This window comes from Streptomyces sp. ISL-10 (genome assembly GCF_018614575.1).
Taxonomy (GTDB): Bacteria; Actinomycetota; Actinomycetes; order Streptomycetales; family Streptomycetaceae; genus Streptomyces.
The window spans coordinates 701916-720566 of sequence record NZ_JAGGOJ010000003.1 but is presented as its reverse complement, the minus strand read 5'-3'; the positions used below and the strand labels follow the sequence as shown (position 1 = coordinate 720566).

The window sequence follows — 18651 nt, the reverse complement described above, 5'->3', positions numbered from 1 at the left end:
GCCGCCACGTGACCGCCTTCGGCCGGGCGCAGGCCGAGAGCGGAGCGCCGATGCTCGTGCACTCCACGGGCTGGGCGCCAGGGACCTGGTGCCCGATCCCCCCATGGCCGCCGCAGGCCCGGCTGGGCAGGTTCCGCCGGAACGGCGATCCGGCGGGTGGTCACCGGCGACCATGCCGCGAACGGTCGCCGTCGAGCGCCTCGCGGCACCCGGGCCGGCCCGGGCAGTCGCCCGCCGCAGCCCCGACTTGGCTGGTCCTCCGGAATTCCGGGCCGACGCGCCGCGCAAAGGACCCCACCCCGGCTACAACCGGCCGACGGCGTCGGACCACTCGGCCCAGGCGGCCCGGGGCGAGCCTGCTCGAAGTCAGCCCGCCCCCGAGCCGCCGCGCTCGGCCCTGCCCCCGGCCGGCTTGCGCCGGGCTGACGTGCTCGGCCGGTCCCGGTGCCGGGCCTCCGAGCCGCCGGGCTCCGTCACACCCGCCCGAGTCCGGCCGAGCCCCCGAGCCGCCGGGCTCCGTCACACCCGCCCGGGTCCCGCCGGCCCCCCGACGCACGGGCCCGCGCTCAGCCCCGCTCCGGGCGGTCCCGGTTTCCCTCCTCCGGTGGGGCGGCTTCCGGGGCGCCCTCGTCCCCTTCCTCCGGCGGGATCCGGCCCGCCTCCGGGCCCGGGCCCGGGCCGATGCGGATCTGGAACTCGCCCGCGTACTTCTCATGGCCCGCGATCACCGCCGACTCCACGGCCTCCTCGGCGATCTCGCCGCGGACGATCAGCGGGTCCTGGCGCAGGTCGCGCATGAGGGCGAGGCACATGCCGATCATCACCAGCACGAAGGGGGCCGCCACGAGGATCGTCAGGTGCTGCAAGCCCGCCAGCGCGTCGCCCTTGCCCTCGCCGACGAGCAGCATCACCGCCGCCACCGCTCCGGTCACGACGCCCCAGAAGACGACGACGAGCCGGGCCGGTTCGAAGGTGCCCTTCTGGGACAGTGTGCCCATCACGATCGAGGCGGCGTCCGCTCCGGAGACGAAGAAGATGCCGACGAGGATCATCACCAGCAGGCTCATGACACTCGCGATCGGGAACTCCTGCAGCACGCCGAAGAGCTGGCCCTCCGGCGTCGTCTCCTCACCCAGCCGGCCGTCCTCCTGGAGCTTCATCGCGGTGCCGCCGAAGACGGCGAACCAGACCAGGCTGACCGTGCTCGGCACCAGGATGACGCCGCCGACGAACTGACGGATCGTCCGGCCGCGGCTGATGCGCGCGATGAACATGCCGACGAACGGCGTCCATGAGATCCACCACGCCCAGTAGAAGACCGTCCAGCTGCTCAGCCAGTCCGCGACGTCACCGCCGCCGGTGGCCGCCTCGGTACGGCCGGCCAGCTGCGGCAGCTCGTCGAGGTAGGAGGCCAGCGACGTGGGCACGAGGTCGAGGACGAGGATGGTGGGCCCGGCGATGAAGACGAACAGGGCGAGCACCACCGCGAGCACCATGTTGGTGTTGGACAGCCACTGGATGCCCCGCTCGACGCCGGAGACGGCCGAGACCACGAAGCACACCGTCAGCACCGCGATGATGGAGATGAGCAGACCGGTCCCGGCGGCCTCCATCCAGCCCAGTTCCCTGAATCCGCTGCCGATCTGCAGGGCACCGAGGCCCAGGGACGTCGCGGAGCCGAACAGCGTGGCGAAGATGGCGAGGATGTCGATCACGCGGCCCGGCGCGCCGTTGGCGTTCTTCCTGCCGATCAGCGGCTCGAAGACGGCGCTGATGTTCTGACGCCTGCGCCGCCGGAAGGTGCTGTACGCGATGGCGAGGCCGACCACCGCGTAGATGGCCCACGGGTGCAGGGTCCAGTGAAAGAGCGTGGTCGCCAGAGCGGTCTGCATGGCGTCCGCCGAGTCGACCGGATCGGTGCCCGGCGGCGGTGTCGTGTAGTGCGCGAGCGGTTCGCTGACGCCGTAGAACATCAGGCCGATGCCCATGCCCGCGCTGAACATCATGGCCACCCACGACACGGTCCGGAACTCGGGCCCCTCGTGCTCCTGGCCGAGCGGAATCCTGCCGTAGCGGCTGATCGCGAGCCACAGCGCGAAGACGACGAAGCCGGAGGCGGCCAGGACGAAGGCCCAGCCGCCGTTGTGCATCAGGCCGTTCAGCAGTGTGTCGGAGGCGTCCTCCAGCGTTTCGGTGAACACCGAGCCCCAGATCACGAAAGCGAGGGTGAGGACGGCCGTCACGCCGAACACCACGCGGTCGGTGACGGCCGGTTTCTCCTCGTGCGGGTGGCGGCCCGGCAGCGCTGCCCTGACCGGGTACCACAGCCGTTTGCCCGGCTTCTGTTCCTCGTGCGACACGGGGGCACCTTTCACGAATTCACGGAGTCCGATTGCTCTCCCCGCTACCCCCTACCACACCGGCCGATCAGCTCCCGGGATCAACAGGCGTCAACAGGTTTCCCCTCGGTGAGGTGATGGGCCGCGCGGGTATCGAGCAACAGTGGGACCAGTGTGCGCCGGGACTGCCGCATCGGCACGACGGCGCCTCCCGCCACGGGCCGGACCACGACGCCGTGCAGGGCCAGTTCATCCTGCACGTCCGCGTACTGGGCGGTGTCGAGACGGTAGGCGCAGGGCGGGTCCTGAAGAGTCTCCTCCGGGGTGGCGGGGTCGTTGTCGGCCCCGCCGAGATACACCGGCCCGCGGTCCGCGAAGCCGGCCAGCCGTGCCGCGCCGGTCGCCGCCTCGATCCGGCCGCTGCGTTCCTCGCTGAAGGCGAACAGTCCCCCCAGCGACGCGAGTTGGCTGTGCACGCGACGCCGGTTGTTCAGCGCGGCATCCGCCTGCTCCTCGGGCGTCAGCGCGTCGACGCGGCTCTCGATCAGCAGTCCGACCGCGTTCTTGATGCCGGTCGCGTTGCGCAGGATGCGCTCCTGGCCGTCACCGGCGGTCTGCTTGAGCGGTTCCCCGGTGACGGGGTCGGTCCAGATGCCGTACGTGCCGGTCGAGTAGCCCTGGCGTCCGGCGGCCGGACGGACATAGCGATCGGACAGCGTCCTTGCCTCCCGGTGGACGTCGGCGTGGGTGTTGAGGTTGCGGGGCCACAGATCGAACAGGTCCTTGTCGTAGTAGGGCGGGGTGGCTCCGTACTCGTGGAGGTCGTAGACGACGTCAGGGCGCCGGTCGCGGATCACGGCGGCGACGGCCCGCCCCTCGGCGGTCTTCAGGGCGATGTGATCGCGGTTGATGTCGACGCCGTCGGAGTTGCCGCGCGTGTCCGCTGCGCGGCCGTCGGGGTTGGCGGTGGGCACGACGAGGAGATGGGTGCGGGACAGCAGTCGGCGGGTCGCCGGGTCACTGCCGTAGGCGAGGTCGCGGACGGTGGTCAGACATGCCTCGCGGCCGGCGGGCTCGTCGCCGTGCTGACTGCAGATCAGCAGGACGGTGTGGGCGGCGTCGTGGTTGCCGAGGTGGACGAGCTGGAGCGGGCGGCCCTGCTTGGTGCTGCCGATCCGTTCGACGGACACGGAGGTGCTGTCCCGGTCCACCGCGGCGAGCAGCGCCTGTTCCTCGGGCTGAGTGGTCCAGCGGGCGCCGTTGCTGGTCTCGAAGCCGGTGCGGGGCGCGGCGGGCGCGGCCTGGGCGGGCGCGGTGACCAGCGGGGCGGCCAACGCCACTGCCACGCCGGTCAGCAGGAGGGTGCGCAGACGCGGCATCCGGAGCATCGGTCGTGTGCGGGGTGTCATCGGGTGCTGCCTCCCGGGATCGGACGGATGGAACGCGGCCCTGCGACGCCGTCGGAGCTCCGGCCGCCCGCGCCGGGGGTGCCGGCGGACGCGGCGGACCGGTCGATGGCGCGGGCGAAGGCGGCGGCTCCGCCGACGAGGGGCAGGTCCGCCGTGGTGCGGGCGAGATCGAGGGTGAGCCGCGGGGTGCTTGCGGGCGGTTCGATCAGGTTCCGTTCCGTGCCGGCGACGATGAGGGCGAGCCGGTGCCCGGCCGGGACCACGTGGTCGCTCGCGTGCAGATCGAGGGTGATGGTGTACGGCTTGCCGGGTGTCAGCGGCCTTCCCTCGGCGGCGGACGCGTGGTTGCCCAGGTCGGCCCAGCCACGGCTGAAGACGGTGTGGCCGACCTCGGCGGTGTGCGCCTTCGTCTCCTTGAAGCAGGAGCTGTCGCCTGCGGTGCTCGCACCCCAGCAGGTGCGTGCGGGCAGCGTGGTGATGCCTTCGCCGGCTGCCGCGTAGTCGCGGATGGTGGCGGGGCCGAGGTCGACGAGTACGGCGGTCAGATGGGCGCTGCTGGTCGAGGGCGTGGCGGTGACGGTGACCCGGCCGGAGCCGGACAGGCGCAGGTCCCGGCCGAGCGGGCGGGTGACGAATCCCGCCTTGGCCGCTGTGGTGGTGTCGACGGCGGCGGCCCAGTCGGTCTCGTCCTGCCGCGGGTCGTCGGTGAACGTCTCGGTGGCGCCGGGGCGCGCGGGCGTCAGGGACAGGGTGCCGACGCCGGGAGCTCGGCCGGGGCCCGGGCGCAGGGCGGTCGTGGCGGTGCGGCGCGGAGGCCAGACCCGGTCCGTGGACCACTGGTCGGGGGCGTGCTCGACGTCGGCCATCGGTTCGCGGTCGACGCCGTTGTCGTGGCCGAGCAGATAGTGGTCGAACCAGCGGTGCAGGGTGGTGACCCACGTGCCGCGGCGGAAGTCGAACGGGTCGACGTGACCGGTCTGCGAGAGCCACACCTTGCGCTCGACGCCGTTGTCGGCGAGCGCGTCCCACCACTGGCCGAAGTGCTTGGCCCGGACGTTGAGGTCCTGCATGCCGTGCACGGCGAAGACGCTGGCCCTGACCTTGTCCGCGTCGGGGACGTAGTCGCGTTCGGTCCACAGGGCGGTGAGGTCGCCGCTGCGCGGGGCCCCGTCGACGAGGCGCTGCTGGACGGCCTGGCAGCGTTCGCGGGCCTCGGGGCTCTCGACGTAGCCCGAGAGCCAGTCGGGGCCGGAGTCGTACAGCGGCGCGCCCTTGGCGAAGTAGTAGTCGTACCAGGAGGAGATGGCGCCGATCGGGACGATGGTCTTGAGTCCGCGTACGCCGGTGGCGGCGACGCCGTTGGCGATGGTGCCGTCGTAGCTCTTGCCGATCATTCCGGTGTTGCCCGTGGTCCAGTCGGCCCGGGTGCGTTCGCCGCCCGAGCGCGAGGTCCAGCCGTGGGCGCGGCCGTTCAGCCAGTCGACGACGGCCCTGGCGGACTGGATGTCCGAGCGGCCACCGACGTCTACGCAGCCGTCCGACCGATTGGTTCCGGCCAGATCGACGGCGACGAAGGCGTAACCGCGCGGAACGAAGTAGTTGTCGTAGTAGAGCGGGAACTGGACGGGGTCGCCGTTCTCGTCGTAGGTCTTGCGCTGGCTCTCGTTGCCGCGCCCGCAGCATGAGTAGTACGGGCTGGCGTCCATGATCACGGGAATCTTCCGCCCGGCTCGCGCGGTCTCACGCGGGCGGACGATGTCGACGGCGACCCGGTCGGTGCGGCCGTCGCCGTCCTCGTCGAGCCCGGTGTCGACCCAGACGGACTCGCGGATCGCGTTCTCGTAGGAGTAGACGGGCCGGCTCTCGCGCGGCGGCGCGCCCTGCGCGCCCGAGGGGGCGAGGCCCACGGTGATCAGGGCGGCGGCGGTCGCGGCGACCAGCGATCTGTACGTCAGGCGGGTGGCCCGCACAGGTATCGGCATGGGCGGAAGGTACTCCCGTCAACTCCCGTGCGACAGAGGGCAATCAGGGCACAGACGCGACCGATGGGACACCGGATGCCATGTCGGGCGCATGGCAATCGGATGAAAGGCCGGGCTTCGCTCCTGACCGGCGGCCCCGGCCGTGCATAGAGTCCAACTGATCGTTCTTCCCCACGACTTGGAGCTCCTGTGCACCGCAGACTCATCGTCCCGAGCGCGCTCGCGGCCACTCTTTTGCTGGCGATCCCGGCATCGGCCGCAAATACGTCGAGCGGGGCCCCGGGCATCGGCGACCCCTACTACCCGGCAGCCGGGAACGGCGGTTACGACGTCTCCCACTACGACCTGAGGCTGAAGTACCAACCGGAGACGGACCTGTTGGAGGGGACGGCGACGATCCTCGCCACCACCACCCAGCGCCTGAGCCGCCTCAACCTCGACTTCGGGCTCTCGGTGGGCGAGGTGCGCGTGAACGGCAGGAAGGCGGCGTTCGCGACGAGCGGCGACCACGAGCTGGAGATCACTCCGGTGACGCCGCTGGACAAGGGCCGGCCGGTCACCGTCGTCGTCCGGTACGCGGGCAAGCCGTCCGAGCTCAGCATCGGCGGCTACACCGCCTGGCACCGCACCCCGGACGGCGGGGTCGCCGCGCAGGAGCCCGAGTCGGCGGTGTGGTGGTTCCCGAGCAATGACCACCCGCTGGACAAGGCGACCTACGATGTCTCCGTCTCGGTCCCGGACGGCACCCAGGCCATCAGCAACGGGGTGCTGGTCTCGCAGACGTCGCGGCTGGGCCGGACCCGTTTCCACTGGCGCTCCGACAAGCCTCAGGCGTCGTATCTGGCCACGCTCGCCGTCGGCACGTTCGACATCACGACGGACAAGACGGCGGACGGGCTGCCGATCCTCAACGCGTACAGCAAGGACCTCGGCGGGAACGCGGGGGCTGCGCGGGCCAGCATCGAGCGGACCGGGGAGGTCACCGAGTGGCTGACGGAGATCTTCGGCCCCTATCCGTTCAACGCGCTCGGCGGCTATGTGCCGAACGTGAAGAGCGGCTATGCGCTGGAGACCCAGACACGCCCGTTCTACAGCCCGCGGCAGTTCGCGAACGGCGCCAACGTCTCCGTGGTCGTGCACGAGATGGCGCACCAGTGGTACGGCGACAGCGTCTCGGTGGACGGCTGGAAGGACATCTGGGTCAACGAGGGTTTCGCCCGATACAGCCAGTGGCTGTGGTCCGAGAAGGAGGGCGAGGGCACGGCGCAGGAGCTGGCGGACCATGTGTACGCGACCCGCGCGGCCGACGACCCGTTCTGGACCGTGAAGCCGGGCGACCCGGGACCGGACAACCAGTTCCACATCGCCGTCTACGACCGGGGTGCGCTGGCGCTGCAGGCGCTGCGGAACGAGATCGGCGACGAGGACTTCTTCGCGATTCTCAAGGGCTGGCCGGCGGAGCACGCGTACGGGAACGCGAAGGTGGGCGACTTCGTCCGGTACGCCGAGCGGATCTCGGGCAGGCCGCTGGCGGCACTGTTCGACACATGGCTGTACGAGCCCGCGAAGCCGGCCGCGCAGGCGGCGGCCGGGGCGCGGATCGCCCGGAGTGACGCGGGCGCGCCGGTCGAGCCGAAGTCCTGGAGGAAGATCGCGGAGACGAACACGATCCACGACCACGGGGACGGGCGCGGGCACGACCACTGAGGTGTTTTCCCGGTGCCCCGCCTGCCCAGGAACGGCTGCGGGGCACCGGCTCGTTTCCCTCCGGCGCGGCACACCACAGCCGGGGCCCGACAGGTGGCGCCGGGCGCGGGCTCGGCGAGGAGGCCGTGGTGGGAGCGCTCTCAGGCTCGCCGGTCAGCGAGTTATCCTGTGCGGCGTACAGGGCTCGCAGCCGACGGAGCAGACACGAGGAGCACCCGCCTTGCCCGAGCAGAGCGCAGGGTCCCGTCCCACGCTGGAAGCCGTCGCCGCGCGCGCCGGGGTCTCGCGGGCCACGGCGTCCCGGGTGGTCAACGGTGGTACTGGAGTACGGGCTCCCCTGGCCGACAAGGTGCGGCAGGCGGTCGAGGAGCTGGGCTACGTGCCCAATCACGCGGCCCGTACGCTGGTCACGCGGCGCAACGGGGCAGTGGCCGTGATCATCGCCGAGCCGGAGTTCCGGATCTTCTCCGACCCGTTCTTCGAGCAGCAGGTCCGCGGCATCAGCCGCGAGCTGACGGCACACGACACGCAGCTCGTGCTGCTGTGGGTCGAAGGGCCCGGCGACCACGACCGCATAGCGCGCTACCTCGGCGGCGGCCATGTCGACGGCGCGCTCGCCTTCTCGCTCCACAACGACGACCAGATGCCCGCTGTCATCGGCCGCGCCAGGATCCCCACCGTCTTCGGCGGCCGTCCCGTCACCGGCTCCGCGCCGAGCGTGCCCTACGTCGACTGCGACAACCGCGGCGGGGCGCGTGAGGCCGTGCGCCATCTGGTCTCGCTCGGGCGTACGAGCATCGCCCACATCGCGGGCCCCCGCGACCAGACCTCCGCACAGGACCGCGTCGACGGCTACCGGGACGTGCTGGTCGACGCCGATCCCGGACTGCTGTGCCGGGGCGACTTCACCGAGGAGAGCGGCGCCCGCGCGATGGCCGAGCTGCTGGAGAGGCGCCCGGACGTGGACGGCGTGTTCGTCGCCAACGACCTGATGGCGTCGGGCGCCCTGCGGACGCTGCGCGAGCGGGGCGTGCGGGTGCCGCAGGACGTGGCGGTCGTCGGTTTCGACGACATGGCGTCCGTCGTCGCGACGACCCGGCCGGCGCTGACCACCGTGCGCCAGGACATCGAGGGCATGGGCCGGCTGATGGTCCGGCTCCTGATGCGGCAGTTGAACGGGGGCGGCAGCGACACCCCCGCGTCCGTCATCACCCCGACCACGCTGGTGCGGCGGGCGTCGGCCTGACCTCCGGCGCCCGCCGCGTCCCGCGGCCTTGTCAGCCGAAGGGGATCACCAGCACGGACTTGTCCGTTCCGGTCTGGAGCCTGGACGTGCCGTTGCCGATCGCGCTCCACACCTCCAGCCGTACGGTGCCGCCGACGAGGTTGCCGAGCGTGCCGGTCGCCGCCTTGAGGCCGCGCGACTGTGCGTACTCCTCCCAGCCGGTCACCGGGTCGGTGGCGAAGTAGTGGTAGATCTCGGTGCGTTCGAAGGTGCCGTCGCCGGTGAGGTCGTAGCTGATCCGGGCCTGCTGTCCGAGGCCGACCGTGGTGCCCGCGTCCACCGGGAGCCGGAAGGCGGTCGAGGCACCGGACTTGAGGGTGCCGTTGACCCCCCGGACCTCGTAGACCAGCGGCCGGTACGGGGTGCCGTCGTGGTTGGCCCCGTCCGCGGAGGCGATGGTGTCGCTGCCCGCCGTGCCGCCGGTCGCCGTGGTCAGGGTGCCTCCGCTGCGCAGCTGGAAGGTGTTGCCGGTCGGCGGCTGGGGGTCTGGGTCGGGATCGCTTCCGCCGGTCCCGGTGCCGGTCGCGGTGGAACGGGCCGGCACGGAGAGCGTCTTGCCGTCGGAGAAGGTCACCGTGCGGGCCGTCGCGCCGTGGTTGTGCGCGGCGTACGTCCGCACCGTGCCCCTGGCGAAGACGGCGGAGGTGGGAATGTCGCCGGTCACGGTGGGGTCGGGCGCGCCGAGGGTGTCGAGGGTGCTGATCCAGTGGTAGGTGTGGGCCTTGGACTCGCCCTGCTCGGGGGTGTATCCGGCGTGGCCCGCGTCCCACTTGGCCTTGGCCGTGGCGGGGTCGGCGAGCGACTGGAACTCCCACAGGATGTCGCGCCATTCGACGGCCGGGCCGCCGTTCTCGCGCTCCATCTCGGCGATGTTGCGCCGGATCGCCGCCTTCTCGCCGCCCATGTGCAGTGACCCGCCGGTCACGGGCAGCACGTTGATCCCGTGGATCTCCTCGGGATTCGCGGTCCACCAGGTGGCGTACGCGGCACCGCTGCCCCACACCATGCCGGCCGTGTCATGGCCGAAGGAAGCGGGGAAGACCTGCTCGTCGGCGTCGAACCAGTACTGCGCGATCGACTCCGCCTCCGTCGTCAGCAAGTAGGTGCCGAGGTCGCGCAGCGATGTGTCGCCGGTCGCCGAGCCCCACAGCACCAGCGCGGCGCTGAGGTTGGTGGATTCCGACGACGACTCCTGGTTGTTGCCCGCGGCGAAACCCTGGTGGCCCGAGGCCCAGCTGTGTCCTGCGTACACGTCGAAGCCGCGCAGGAAGGGGAAGGCGGTGTCGGTCCGGCTGGGGTTGGCGGTGTCCCGGACCAGGGTCTTCACCATGCCGCCCCACGCGGAGTCGGCGGCCCACGCCTGGTCGTACTGGGCGACGACGGCCGCGGCGTACACGTAGTAGCCGTAGTGGAAGTGGTGGTCGTTGAGCTCGGTGTCGCTGCCGTAGGAGGCCGGGTAGCCGGTCAGGGTCCGCCAGTTCTTGTCGTACGAGAACTCCGCCGCACCGCCCGATGCGAACCACTCCTGGAGCCTGCCCTTGATCAGGCCGAGCAGCCGGTCGCGGGTGGCGCTCTCGCCGATCTGCTCGGCGACGGGTACGAGCTGGGCCAGGCGGCCGAGCGCCTTGCCGGTCCAGTAGGTGTCGGTGGCGCCGGAGAACGGGTCGGAGGCGTTCACGACGTCGTTGAGGTAGCCGCGCAGCCGCGCGGCGTCGGCACCGTTCGACTTCGGCAGGGCGGGCAGCACGGCTGACGCCTTCTGGGTTGTCGTGAACGACGCGGCCTCGCGGACCTTCATGGTGCCGCGCGGCGAGAGGTAGGTGTGCGGGGTGAGCGGGTCGGTGGTGTGCAGCCACTGATGGCGGTACAGCGCCTGGAGGGTGCCGCGTTCGGCGCCCTCCTTCGCCTCGGTGGTGAGGCCGTAGGTGGCCTTCACGGTGCCGCCGGTGTAGTTCCAGGCGACCTTCGATCCGGTGACGAAGCTGTAGGCGTATTTCTTGTACGTCGCCAGAGCGCCGGTGGAGGGCAGGACGGCGAGGGAGAAGTAGTCCTTGCCGCCCAGGCCGGCGCTGATCGTGGCCCCGGAGACGTTCCAGTCGCTTCCGGTGGGCGCGAACAGGGCGTAGTGGTGTCCGGCGACGGTGATGCCGAGGACGTTGCCCTGGTCGGCGAAGACGGTGGGCGCGCCGGCCGTGGTGATCTGCGCGTTCGCTCCGGTGCCCTTGGCGTACACGAAGGGCAGGCCGTGTCCGATGGTGGTGCGCAGCGTGCGGGCGCCGTCGGACCAGTAGGGGGTCACGGTCCAGTCGGACCAGTCGTCGGCCTTGGTGTCGGGTGAGTTGAGACCGGCGAGACCGATGGTCAGGTCGCGCTTGTGGGCGAATTCGTACTGGCGGCCGTCGCCGACGATCGCGGGCGTGGTCGGGTAGCCGACGTCGAGGCCGCCGGAGGTGGCCTGGTAGGTGAGGGGGTGGCCGTACATCGGGGTGGAGTACGGGTTGTCGCCGTAGCGCTGGAAGGCGAGGGAGGACCACCAGTCGTTGGTGGGCACCGGCCGGGAGGAGGCCGCGGGGGTGAGCTTGGGGGTGACCGGTGTGCCGGTGTTGGTGGTGGGGCCGGACGTGCCGGCGGGGCGGGTGTCGGAGTAACTGCCGGATCCTACGGGGACGGTGGCGGCGGCCGCGGGTGCGGCGGCGGGCCCCAGTCCTACGGCGGCCAGGGTTGTGGCCAGGACCAGCGCGGCGGCTGGTCCGGTGCGTGGGGGTGGCATGGACGGCACCTCAAGTCATCACGGGGAGGGGGACCGAGAGCGCTCTCAGATGGCCGAAACGTAAAACTCCTGAAACGCGGGTGTCAATACATGGGACAGAGACGGGACTTGGGCCCGAGTCCAAGCCGTTATGCCTTCGACTATTGACGGAGAGAGCGCGGAGCGGGCACGCTCCAGTCGCCACATCTGAGAGCGCTCTCACAGAGCAGCCGCGCGCTCTCGCTCCAGCCCGAAGCCAAGGGAGGCTTCCCATGCCCATAGCCCGAGCCGCCAAGAGGGCAGCCGTCCGACTGGGTGCGGTCGCGCTCGCCGGGGCACTGCTCGCCGCCTGTGGAGGTTCGTCCGACGGCGCTTCCGACAGCGCGGGCGGGAAGGTCACGCTCACCGTCGACCTGTTCGGATCCTTCGGCTACAAGGAGGCCGGGCTCTACGCGGAGTACGAAAAGCTCCACCCGAACGTCACGATCAAGCAGACGGACACCGAGGACGAGGCCGACTACTGGAAGTCGCTGCAGACCCGCCTGGCCGGCGGCGGCGGTCTCGCCGACGTCCAGGGCATCGAAGTGGGACGGATCGCGTCGGTCAGCCAGCAGCAGGCGGACACGTTCGAGGACCTGAAGAAGTACGGCGCGGACAAGCTCAGGAGCCGGTTCGCGGAGGCCAAGTGGGCGGCGGCGACCGGCAAGGACGGCCAGGTGCTCGGGCTCGGCACGGACGTGGGCCCGGAGGCCATGTGCTACCGCACCGACCTGCTGAAGCAGGCCGGACTGCCCACGGACCGCGGGGAGCTCGCGAAGAAGTGGTCGACGTGGGAGGGCTATCTGGATCTCGGCCGGCAGTACAAGGCCGGGGCACCCGCCAAGAGCGCCTGGCTGGACAGTGTCGGCAGCCTGTTCTCCATCATGATCGGCCAGGAGGAGGAGCGTTACTACGACGCGTCGGGGAGGCTGATCTGGGAGACCAACCCCGCACTCAAGGCCGCCTGGAACACCTCGGTCGAGGCCGCGCAGGGCGGGCTGAGCGCCGAGCTCGATCAGTGGTCCCCGCAGTGGAATCAGGCCTTCGCCGCCGGTTCCTTCGCCACCATCCCGTGCCCCGCCTGGATGCTCGGCTACATCAAGGGCCAGGCCGGCGCCGGCGGCGAGGGCAAGTGGGACATCGCCGCACTGCCCGGCGGGGCCGGCAACTGGGGCGGCTCCTACCTCTCGATCCCACGCGCCGCCCAGCACAAGAAGGAGGCGTACGAGCTGATCGAGTGGCTCACCGCCCCCGAGCAGCAGGCCAAGCTCTTCCGCAAGCAGGGCAACTTCCCTTCGGCGACCGGCGCGATCGACGAGGTCGCCGACGCCAAGGACCCGTACTTCTCGAATGCCCCCATCGGGCAGATCTTCGGTGACGCGGCGAAGGCAGCCCCGGTCCAGGTCCTCGGGGTGCACGACCAGAATGTGAACCAGCAGATCACCAACGCGCTGAGCGAGGTCGAGCGCAAGGGCATCTCTCCCGACAAGGCGTGGTCGAACGCGAAGAAGGGCGTCGACAACACCATCGGCTGACACCCGCAGCCTCCGGGCCGGTCCGTCGTCCACCCCCGCCCCCGGACCGGCCCGGAGGCCCCGCCCGTACCGACTCCCTTCGAAGGGCCGCACCGTGACCCTCACCGCTTCCGCGAAACCGCTCGGGCCCGCACGGCCGCCGGCCGTGCGGCGCGCCTGGCGCAAGGTCTCGCCGTACGCCTACATCGCCCCGTTCTTCACTCTCTTCGCCGCCTTCGGTCTCTTTCCGCTCCTCTACACGGCCTTCGTGTCGCTGTACCGGGTGGAGTTGCAGACTCCGGGCGAGATGGAGTGGCGGGGCCTCGGCAACTACACCGCGCTGCTGGGCGACGAGTTCTTCTGGACCTCACTGCGCAACACGTTCACGATCGGGGTGCTGTCCACGGTCCCGCAGCTCGTGATGGCGCTGGGCCTGGCGCATCTGCTCAACTACCGGCTGCGCGGGCGCACGTTCCTGCGCACGGCGATGCTGCTGCCGTACGCGACGTCGGTCGCGGCCGCCACGCTCGTCTTCGCCCAGCTCTTCGGCCGCGACTTCGGCTTGATCAACTACGTGCTGGGGCTGGTGGGTTTCGGTCCCGTCGACTGGCAGACCGGCACCGTCGCCTCACAGATCGCCGTGTCGACCATCGTCATCTGGCGCTGGACCGGCTACAACGCGCTGATCTACCTCGCGGGCATGCAGTCCATCCCCAGCGAGCTGTACGAGGCGGCCGAGATGGACGGGGCTTCGCGCCGGCGGCAGTTCTTCCATGTCACGCTGCCCGGCCTGCGGCCCACCATCGTCTTCACCGTGATCGTCTCCACCATCGGCGCCACCCAGCTCTTCGGTGAGCCGCTGCTGTTCGAGGGCTCCATCTCCGGCGGCATCTCGCACCAGTACCAGACGCTCGGGCTCTACATGTACGAGCAGGGCTGGGGTTTCTTCCACCTGGGCCGGGCCGCGGCCATCGCCTGGGTGATGTTCCTGCTGATCCTGGTGCTGGTCGGGGTCAACGCCCTGGTCGCGCGCCGTCGTTCCCGCAAGGAGGCCGGCCGATGACCGCGCTCGCCGACCCGCCGACGAAGCAGCCGGCCCGCCAGAAGCCCGCCCCGGCCAGGCGCGGCCGCTCCCGCGCGGGCCGCACCATGAAGGGCGGCAAGCTCGCCTACGCCATCCTGATCGCCGCCGTCCTCGTCTCCGCGTTCCCCTTCTACTGGACGATCGTGGCGGCCAGCCGCTCCAATGCCGACCTCGCCAAGGTGCCGCCGACGCTCCTGCCCGGCTCCCACCTCATCCGCAACTTCGAGGCGGTGATGGAGGAGGCCGACATCGGCAAGGCGCTGCTCAACTCCTTCATCGTGTCCGGCTCCATCACCGTCGGCACGGTCCTGTGCTGCACGCTCGCCGGTTTCGCCTTCGCCAAACTGCGCTTCCGCGGCCGGGGCGCGCTGCTCGCCGTCACGGTCGGCACCATGATGATCCCGCCGCAGCTGGGCGTCATCCCGCTGTTCATGCTGATCGCCGAACTGCAGTGGGTGAACCAGCTGCAGGCCGTGATCCTGCCCGGCCTGGTGTCCGCCTTCGGCGTGTTCTTCATGCGCCAGTATCTGGTGCAGTCCCTGCCGGACGAGCTGATCGAGGCCGCACGCGTGGACGGCGCCTCCACGGCCAGGATCTTCTGGGAGATCGTGGTGCCCGTCGCCCGGCCCGGCATGGCCGTGCTCGGCATGCTGACCTTCATGGCCGCCTGGAACGACTTCTTCTGGCCCATCGTGGCCCTCTCCTCGCAGGAGCCGACCGTCCAGGTCGCGCTGCGCCAGCTCGGCGGCGGCTATGTCCACGACCAGTCCGTGATCATGGCGGGCACGCTGCTCGGCACGCTCCCGGTACTGCTGGTCTTCGGCGTGCTCGGGCGGCAGATCGTCGGCGGAATCATGCAGGGCGCGGTCAAGGGCTGACCTCCGCCTCCCCCCTCGCACAACGTCTCACTCCTGGGAGTTCCATCCTCATGACCGCGCTCGACGCACGCCCCGACACCACGGCGACGCACCGGTTCCCGGCGGATTTCCGCTGGGGCACCGCCACAGCGGCGTACCAGATCGAGGGTGCGGCAGCCGAGGACGGGCGCACCCCGTCCATCTGGGACACGTTCAGCCGCGTCCCCGGCAAAGTCCGCAACGGCGACACCGGCGACATCGCCGCCGACCATTACCACCGCATGAGCGAGGACATCGCGCTGATGCGGCGGCTCGGCGTCACGGACTACCGCTTCTCGGTCGGCTGGCCGCGGGTGCAGCCCACCGGCCGCGGCCCCGCCGTGCAGAAGGGCCTGGACTTCTACCGGCGGCTCGTCGACGAGTTGCTCGCCTCGGGCATCCGGCCGGTGGCCACGCTGTACCACTGGGACCTGCCGCAGGAGTTGGAGGACGCGGGCGGCTGGCCCCAGCGCGAGACGGCGCAGCGCTTCGCCGAGTACGCGGGGATCATGGCCGGGGCGCTCGGTGACCGGGTGGCGACCTGGACGACGCTGAACGAGCCGTGGTGCGCCGCGTTCCTCGGGTACGGCAACGGGGTGCACGCGCCGGGCCGCACCAGCCCGCTCGCCTCGCTGCGCGCGGCACACCACTTCAATCTGGCGCACGGCTGGGCGGCGCAGGTGCTGCGCTCACAGCTGCCGTCGCACTCGGAGGTGTCGCTCACGCTCAACCTCCATGCGGTACGGCCGCTTTCCGAGTCAGCCGCGGACCGGGACGCGGCGCGCCGGATCGACGCCGTCGGCAACCGGATATTCCTGGACCCGGTCTTCCACGGCCGCATCCCCGAAGACCTGATCCGGGACACCGCGCCGGTCACCGACTGGTCGTTCGTCGCGGACGGTGATCTGGAAGCGGCGTCGGCGCCGATCGACTCGCTGGGCATCAACTACTACTCACCCACCGTCGTCGCCGCCGGTTCCTCCGACGCGCCGTCGCCGTGGGCGGGCGCGGAGGAGCATGTGCGCTTCCTGCCGGCGCCCGGCCCGCGCACCGCGATGGACTGGCCCGTGGACGCGGACGGTCTGTACGAACTGCTGACCCGGCTGCGCGACGACCTGCCGGGCGTGCCGCTGGTGATCACCGAGAACGGGGCCGCCTACGACGACTACGCCGACCCTGCCGGTGAGGTCAAGGACCCGGAGCGGGTGGCCTACCTGCGCGCGCACCTCACGGCCGTGCACCGGGCGATCGAGGACGGCGCCGATGTAAGGGGCTACTTCCTGTGGTCGCTGCTGGACAACTTCGAGTGGGCGTACGGGTACAGCAAGCGGTTCGGCATCGTGCACGTCGACTTCGCCACCCAGCGGCGCACCTTCAAGGACAGCGCGCACTGGTACGCGGACGTCATCGCCCGCGGCGGGCTGAGCTGAGCCGCTGGGCCCGGCGCGCCTCGCGGGCAAGGGGCAGATAGCGCAGCCGCTCGGGGAGGAGGGGCACCACGGCGCGGACGACGCTGCCGAACCGGCGCAGTGCGCGCTCCTGTTCGTCCGTCCAGTCCAGGCCGATGGCCTCGCGGGCCTCGGGCGGCATCAGCCCGATCGTCATGAAGCGGCGGAAGCGGGCGAGCGGGGGCAGCAGCAGCGGCCACAGGATCCGCAGCACGAGCCGCAGCGGCGCGGGTCCCCGGTCCGGCGGCGGCACCCGCTGGTGGACGTCGACGAGTTCGCGCACCACGACGGTCGGCTCGATCTCGTCGGCGAGCACCTTGCGGTAGTACGGCCAGAACTCCTCGATCGTCTGCGGCATGTCCCGGTCGTGGATCCCGAGGATCCGGCCTACCTGGAGCCACTCCGCGTACAGCTGCCGCTCCTCGGCCTCGGTGAGCTCGCGGACCAGGTAGCGGGCGGCGTGGCGGTAGACGGGGAAGCCGGTGGCGTGGACCCAGGAGTAGTAGGCCGGATTCAGCGCGTGGTAGCGGCGGCCGTGGGTGTCGGTGCCCTGGATGGTGCGGTGCAGCTCGCGCAGCCGCCGGCCCTCGTCGGCCGCCTCCTCGCCGCCGTAGATCCACAGCTGGAGCGAGCGCAGGGACCGCTCACCGCGGCCCCAGGGGTCGGTGCGGAAGACGGAGTGCTCGTCGACGCCCGCGCCGACCGCGGGGTGGGCGACCTGCATGGTGAGCGCCGCGGGCAGCATCAGCAGGGCGCGGACGTCACCGGCGAGGCCCCAGAGCACGCCGCCGGGCGGGGGCGGCAGCAGGTCTTCGGCGGCTGCCCTGCTCATCGGTTCTCTCCCTGGGTGCGGCCCGGTCGGTCATCTCCCAGTATGCGACCCGGAGCACATGCGCCCCGCCGCCATCAGGGATTCTCCGGACCCCGGGCGACGCAGAGTCCAGCCGGCTGTCCTCGCCCAGAACGCCGGCTTCAGCGGGACGCGTGCTGCGGTCGCTCGCCCTCTTTTGCCATGAGAGGCCGACGGCCCCCGCCCCGACCTGCGCGCCGGGTCCGGGGCATCGTCCTGCGGTCCACCGCCGTCCCTGGCCGACGAGCGGCACGCCGGCGGCGACCGGCGGCACCATCCTGGTCACCAGTGCGGCGAGGATGAAGGCGCGCCCGCTCGGGGTCCTGAACCGCGTGACGGCGTACGCGGCCGGCACCGCGAGGACCAGCGAGAGCACCTCTGACAGGGGAGAGCCGGCCGACCGCCATGAGCCGCAACGGTGGACAGGGCCGATCATCCTCAGCGGCGGCTCGGCGAGCCCCGCCGGACGACACCGGGAAGCCCGCGTCGTCCATGACCTGTACGGCGCACCGCGCTCGTCCTCCCGAGCGGCCCCGGTGGCGCGAGCTGCCGAATCGCTGCTGTCTGTAAGAAAGGAGTACAGAAAGCGAGGAACCATGGAGTCGAAGCACGAGCGCCTCGGGACACCGCGGGCCGCCGGGATCGCCGGGGTGGTGTTCGCCCTCCTGATCGCCGCGGCGATCGTCCTGGTGCGCCTTGCCCTGCCCGGCGGGGCCGACGGGGACGACATCACCGTCGACGCCGGGCAGCGGGACGCGGTGCAGACGGCGCTGGCGCTGCTTCCGTTCGCCGGGATCGCCTTCCTGTGGTTCATGGGGGCTCTGCGGGAACAGGCCGGTGAGGCGGAGGACCGGTTCGTCTCCACCGTGTTCCTGGGCAGCGGACTGATCTTCGTCGCCACCCTGTTCGGCAGCGCCGCGGCGGCCGGGACCGTGCTCGACGAGAGTCAGCAGCACTCGCCTTTCGGCCGCCACTTCGCCTACACCCTGCTGACCACGTACACGATGCGGATGGCGGCGGTGTTCATCTTCACGACCTCGGCCATCGGCCGCCGACTCGGCGTCTTCCCGCGCCCGCTGGTCGTCCTCGGCTATCTGGCGGGCTTGACACTGCTCGTGGTGGGAGCGGACCTGCCGTGGTCCGAACTGGTCTTTCCCGCCTGGGCTCTGGTCATCAGCCTGTACATCCTGAGCGGCCGGCGTCCCGCCGGGTCACGGCCCGCCGCCCCGGTCTGAGCCGGGGCAGCGCTCACTCCAACAGTCTCTTCCTCGTCGCCACATCTCCTCCAGCCCCCGAAGCTTGTCCCAGGGGGTGACCCGAGCCCACTGGAGAGGACCGATCCCTTGGTA

12 protein-coding genes are annotated in these 18651 nt (G+C 71.2%); 7 read left to right on the top strand and 5 right to left on the bottom strand.

The window, feature by feature from the left end; translation table 11 throughout:
* Positions 1–566: 566 nt before the first annotated feature.
* The 3 genes from J7E88_RS04035 to J7E88_RS04025 form a co-directional block, all read right to left on the bottom strand.
* Positions 567–2360 (bottom strand): BCCT family transporter, encoded by a 1794-nt coding sequence (locus tag J7E88_RS04035; RefSeq protein WP_374196219.1) that lies wholly within the window; start codon positions 2358–2360, stop codon positions 567–569.
* Positions 2361–2440: 80 nt separating this feature from the next.
* Positions 2441–3718 (bottom strand): M14 family metallocarboxypeptidase, encoded by a 1278-nt coding sequence (locus tag J7E88_RS04030; RefSeq protein ID WP_215177489.1) that lies wholly within the window; start codon positions 3716–3718, stop codon positions 2441–2443.
* 26 nt (positions 3719–3744) lie between these two features.
* On the bottom strand, positions 3745–5730 hold the full coding sequence (locus tag J7E88_RS04025; RefSeq protein WP_215177204.1) for a Xaa-Pro dipeptidyl-peptidase: 1986 nt from the start codon (positions 5728–5730) through the stop codon (positions 3745–3747).
* Between the two features lie 189 nt (positions 5731–5919).
* Here J7E88_RS04025 and J7E88_RS04020 point away from each other — a divergent pair, with 189 nt between their 5' ends.
* Both J7E88_RS04020 and J7E88_RS04015 read left to right on the top strand, forming a co-directional pair.
* Positions 5920–7437 carry a M1 family metallopeptidase gene (locus J7E88_RS04020; protein ID WP_215177203.1) on the top strand — a complete coding sequence of 506 codons (1518 nt, stop codon included), beginning with the start codon at positions 5920–5922 and terminating at the stop codon, positions 7435–7437.
* A 220-nt stretch (positions 7438–7657) separates the two neighbouring features.
* Positions 7658–8683 carry a LacI family DNA-binding transcriptional regulator gene (locus J7E88_RS04015; protein WP_215177201.1) on the top strand — a complete coding sequence of 342 codons (1026 nt, stop codon included), beginning with the start codon at positions 7658–7660 and terminating at the stop codon, positions 8681–8683.
* A 31-nt stretch (positions 8684–8714) separates the two neighbouring features.
* Here the strand turns inward: J7E88_RS04015 and J7E88_RS04010 are convergent, their stop codons facing one another.
* Positions 8715–11492: a glycosyl hydrolase gene (locus J7E88_RS04010; RefSeq protein WP_215177199.1), complete on the bottom strand. Its 2778-nt coding sequence runs from the start codon at positions 11490–11492 to the stop codon at positions 8715–8717.
* Positions 11493–11743: 251 nt separating this feature from the next.
* Between J7E88_RS04010 and J7E88_RS04005 the strand changes: the two genes are divergently transcribed.
* From J7E88_RS04005 to J7E88_RS03990, 4 genes are all read left to right on the top strand, one after another.
* Positions 11744–13045, top strand: coding sequence for an extracellular solute-binding protein (locus tag J7E88_RS04005; protein WP_215177197.1), 1302 nt, complete (start codon positions 11744–11746; stop codon positions 13043–13045).
* Positions 13046–13139: 94 nt separating this feature from the next.
* The gene (locus tag J7E88_RS04000; RefSeq protein ID WP_215177195.1) at positions 13140–14087 is read left to right on the top strand and encodes a carbohydrate ABC transporter permease; all 948 of its coding nucleotides are present in this window, start codon (positions 13140–13142) and stop codon (positions 14085–14087) included.
* Positions 14084–14986: a carbohydrate ABC transporter permease gene (locus tag J7E88_RS03995; protein ID WP_215177193.1), complete on the top strand. Its 903-nt coding sequence runs from the start codon at positions 14084–14086 to the stop codon at positions 14984–14986. The genes J7E88_RS04000 and J7E88_RS03995 overlap by 4 nt, the downstream gene beginning before the upstream one ends.
* A 50-nt stretch (positions 14987–15036) precedes the next feature.
* Complete coding sequence (locus J7E88_RS03990) at positions 15037–16434, top strand: GH1 family beta-glucosidase (protein ID WP_215177191.1); 1398 nt, start codon at positions 15037–15039, stop codon at positions 16432–16434.
* On the opposite strand, the gene J7E88_RS03985 is transcribed toward J7E88_RS03990, so the two are convergent.
* On the bottom strand, positions 16409–17284 hold the full coding sequence (locus tag J7E88_RS03985) for an oxygenase MpaB family protein (RefSeq protein WP_215177190.1): 876 nt from the start codon (positions 17282–17284) through the stop codon (positions 16409–16411). The genes J7E88_RS03990 and J7E88_RS03985 overlap by 26 nt on opposite strands.
* A gap of 614 nt (positions 17285–17898) precedes the next feature.
* Between J7E88_RS03985 and J7E88_RS03980 the strand changes: the two genes are divergently transcribed.
* Positions 17899–18537 (top strand): hypothetical protein, encoded by a 639-nt coding sequence (locus J7E88_RS03980; RefSeq protein ID WP_215177189.1) that lies wholly within the window; start codon positions 17899–17901, stop codon positions 18535–18537.
* Positions 18538–18651 lie beyond the last annotated feature (114 nt).

What these genes read in the sequence shown, in the direction of transcription:
- J7E88_RS04025 (WP_215177204.1), bottom strand. Translation starts at nt 5,730, where the DNA reads ATGCCGATACCTGTGCGGGCCACCCGCCTGACGTACAGATCGCTGGTC.
- J7E88_RS03985 (WP_215177190.1), bottom strand. Translation starts at nt 17,284, where the DNA reads ATGAGCAGGGCAGCCGCCGAAGACCTGCTGCCGCCCCCGCCCGGCGGC.
- J7E88_RS03990 (WP_215177191.1), top strand. Translation starts at nt 15,037, where the DNA reads ATGACCGCGCTCGACGCACGCCCCGACACCACGGCGACGCACCGGTTC.
- J7E88_RS03980 (WP_215177189.1), top strand. Translation starts at nt 17,899, where the DNA reads ATGGAGTCGAAGCACGAGCGCCTCGGGACACCGCGGGCCGCCGGGATC.
- J7E88_RS04005 (WP_215177197.1), top strand. Translation starts at nt 11,744, where the DNA reads ATGCCCATAGCCCGAGCCGCCAAGAGGGCAGCCGTCCGACTGGGTGCG.
- J7E88_RS04030 (WP_215177489.1), bottom strand. Translation starts at nt 3,718, where the DNA reads ATGCCGCGTCTGCGCACCCTCCTGCTGACCGGCGTGGCAGTGGCGTTG.
- J7E88_RS04010 (WP_215177199.1), bottom strand. Translation starts at nt 11,492, where the DNA reads ATGCCACCCCCACGCACCGGACCAGCCGCCGCGCTGGTCCTGGCCACA.
- J7E88_RS03995 (WP_215177193.1), top strand. Translation starts at nt 14,084, where the DNA reads ATGACCGCGCTCGCCGACCCGCCGACGAAGCAGCCGGCCCGCCAGAAG.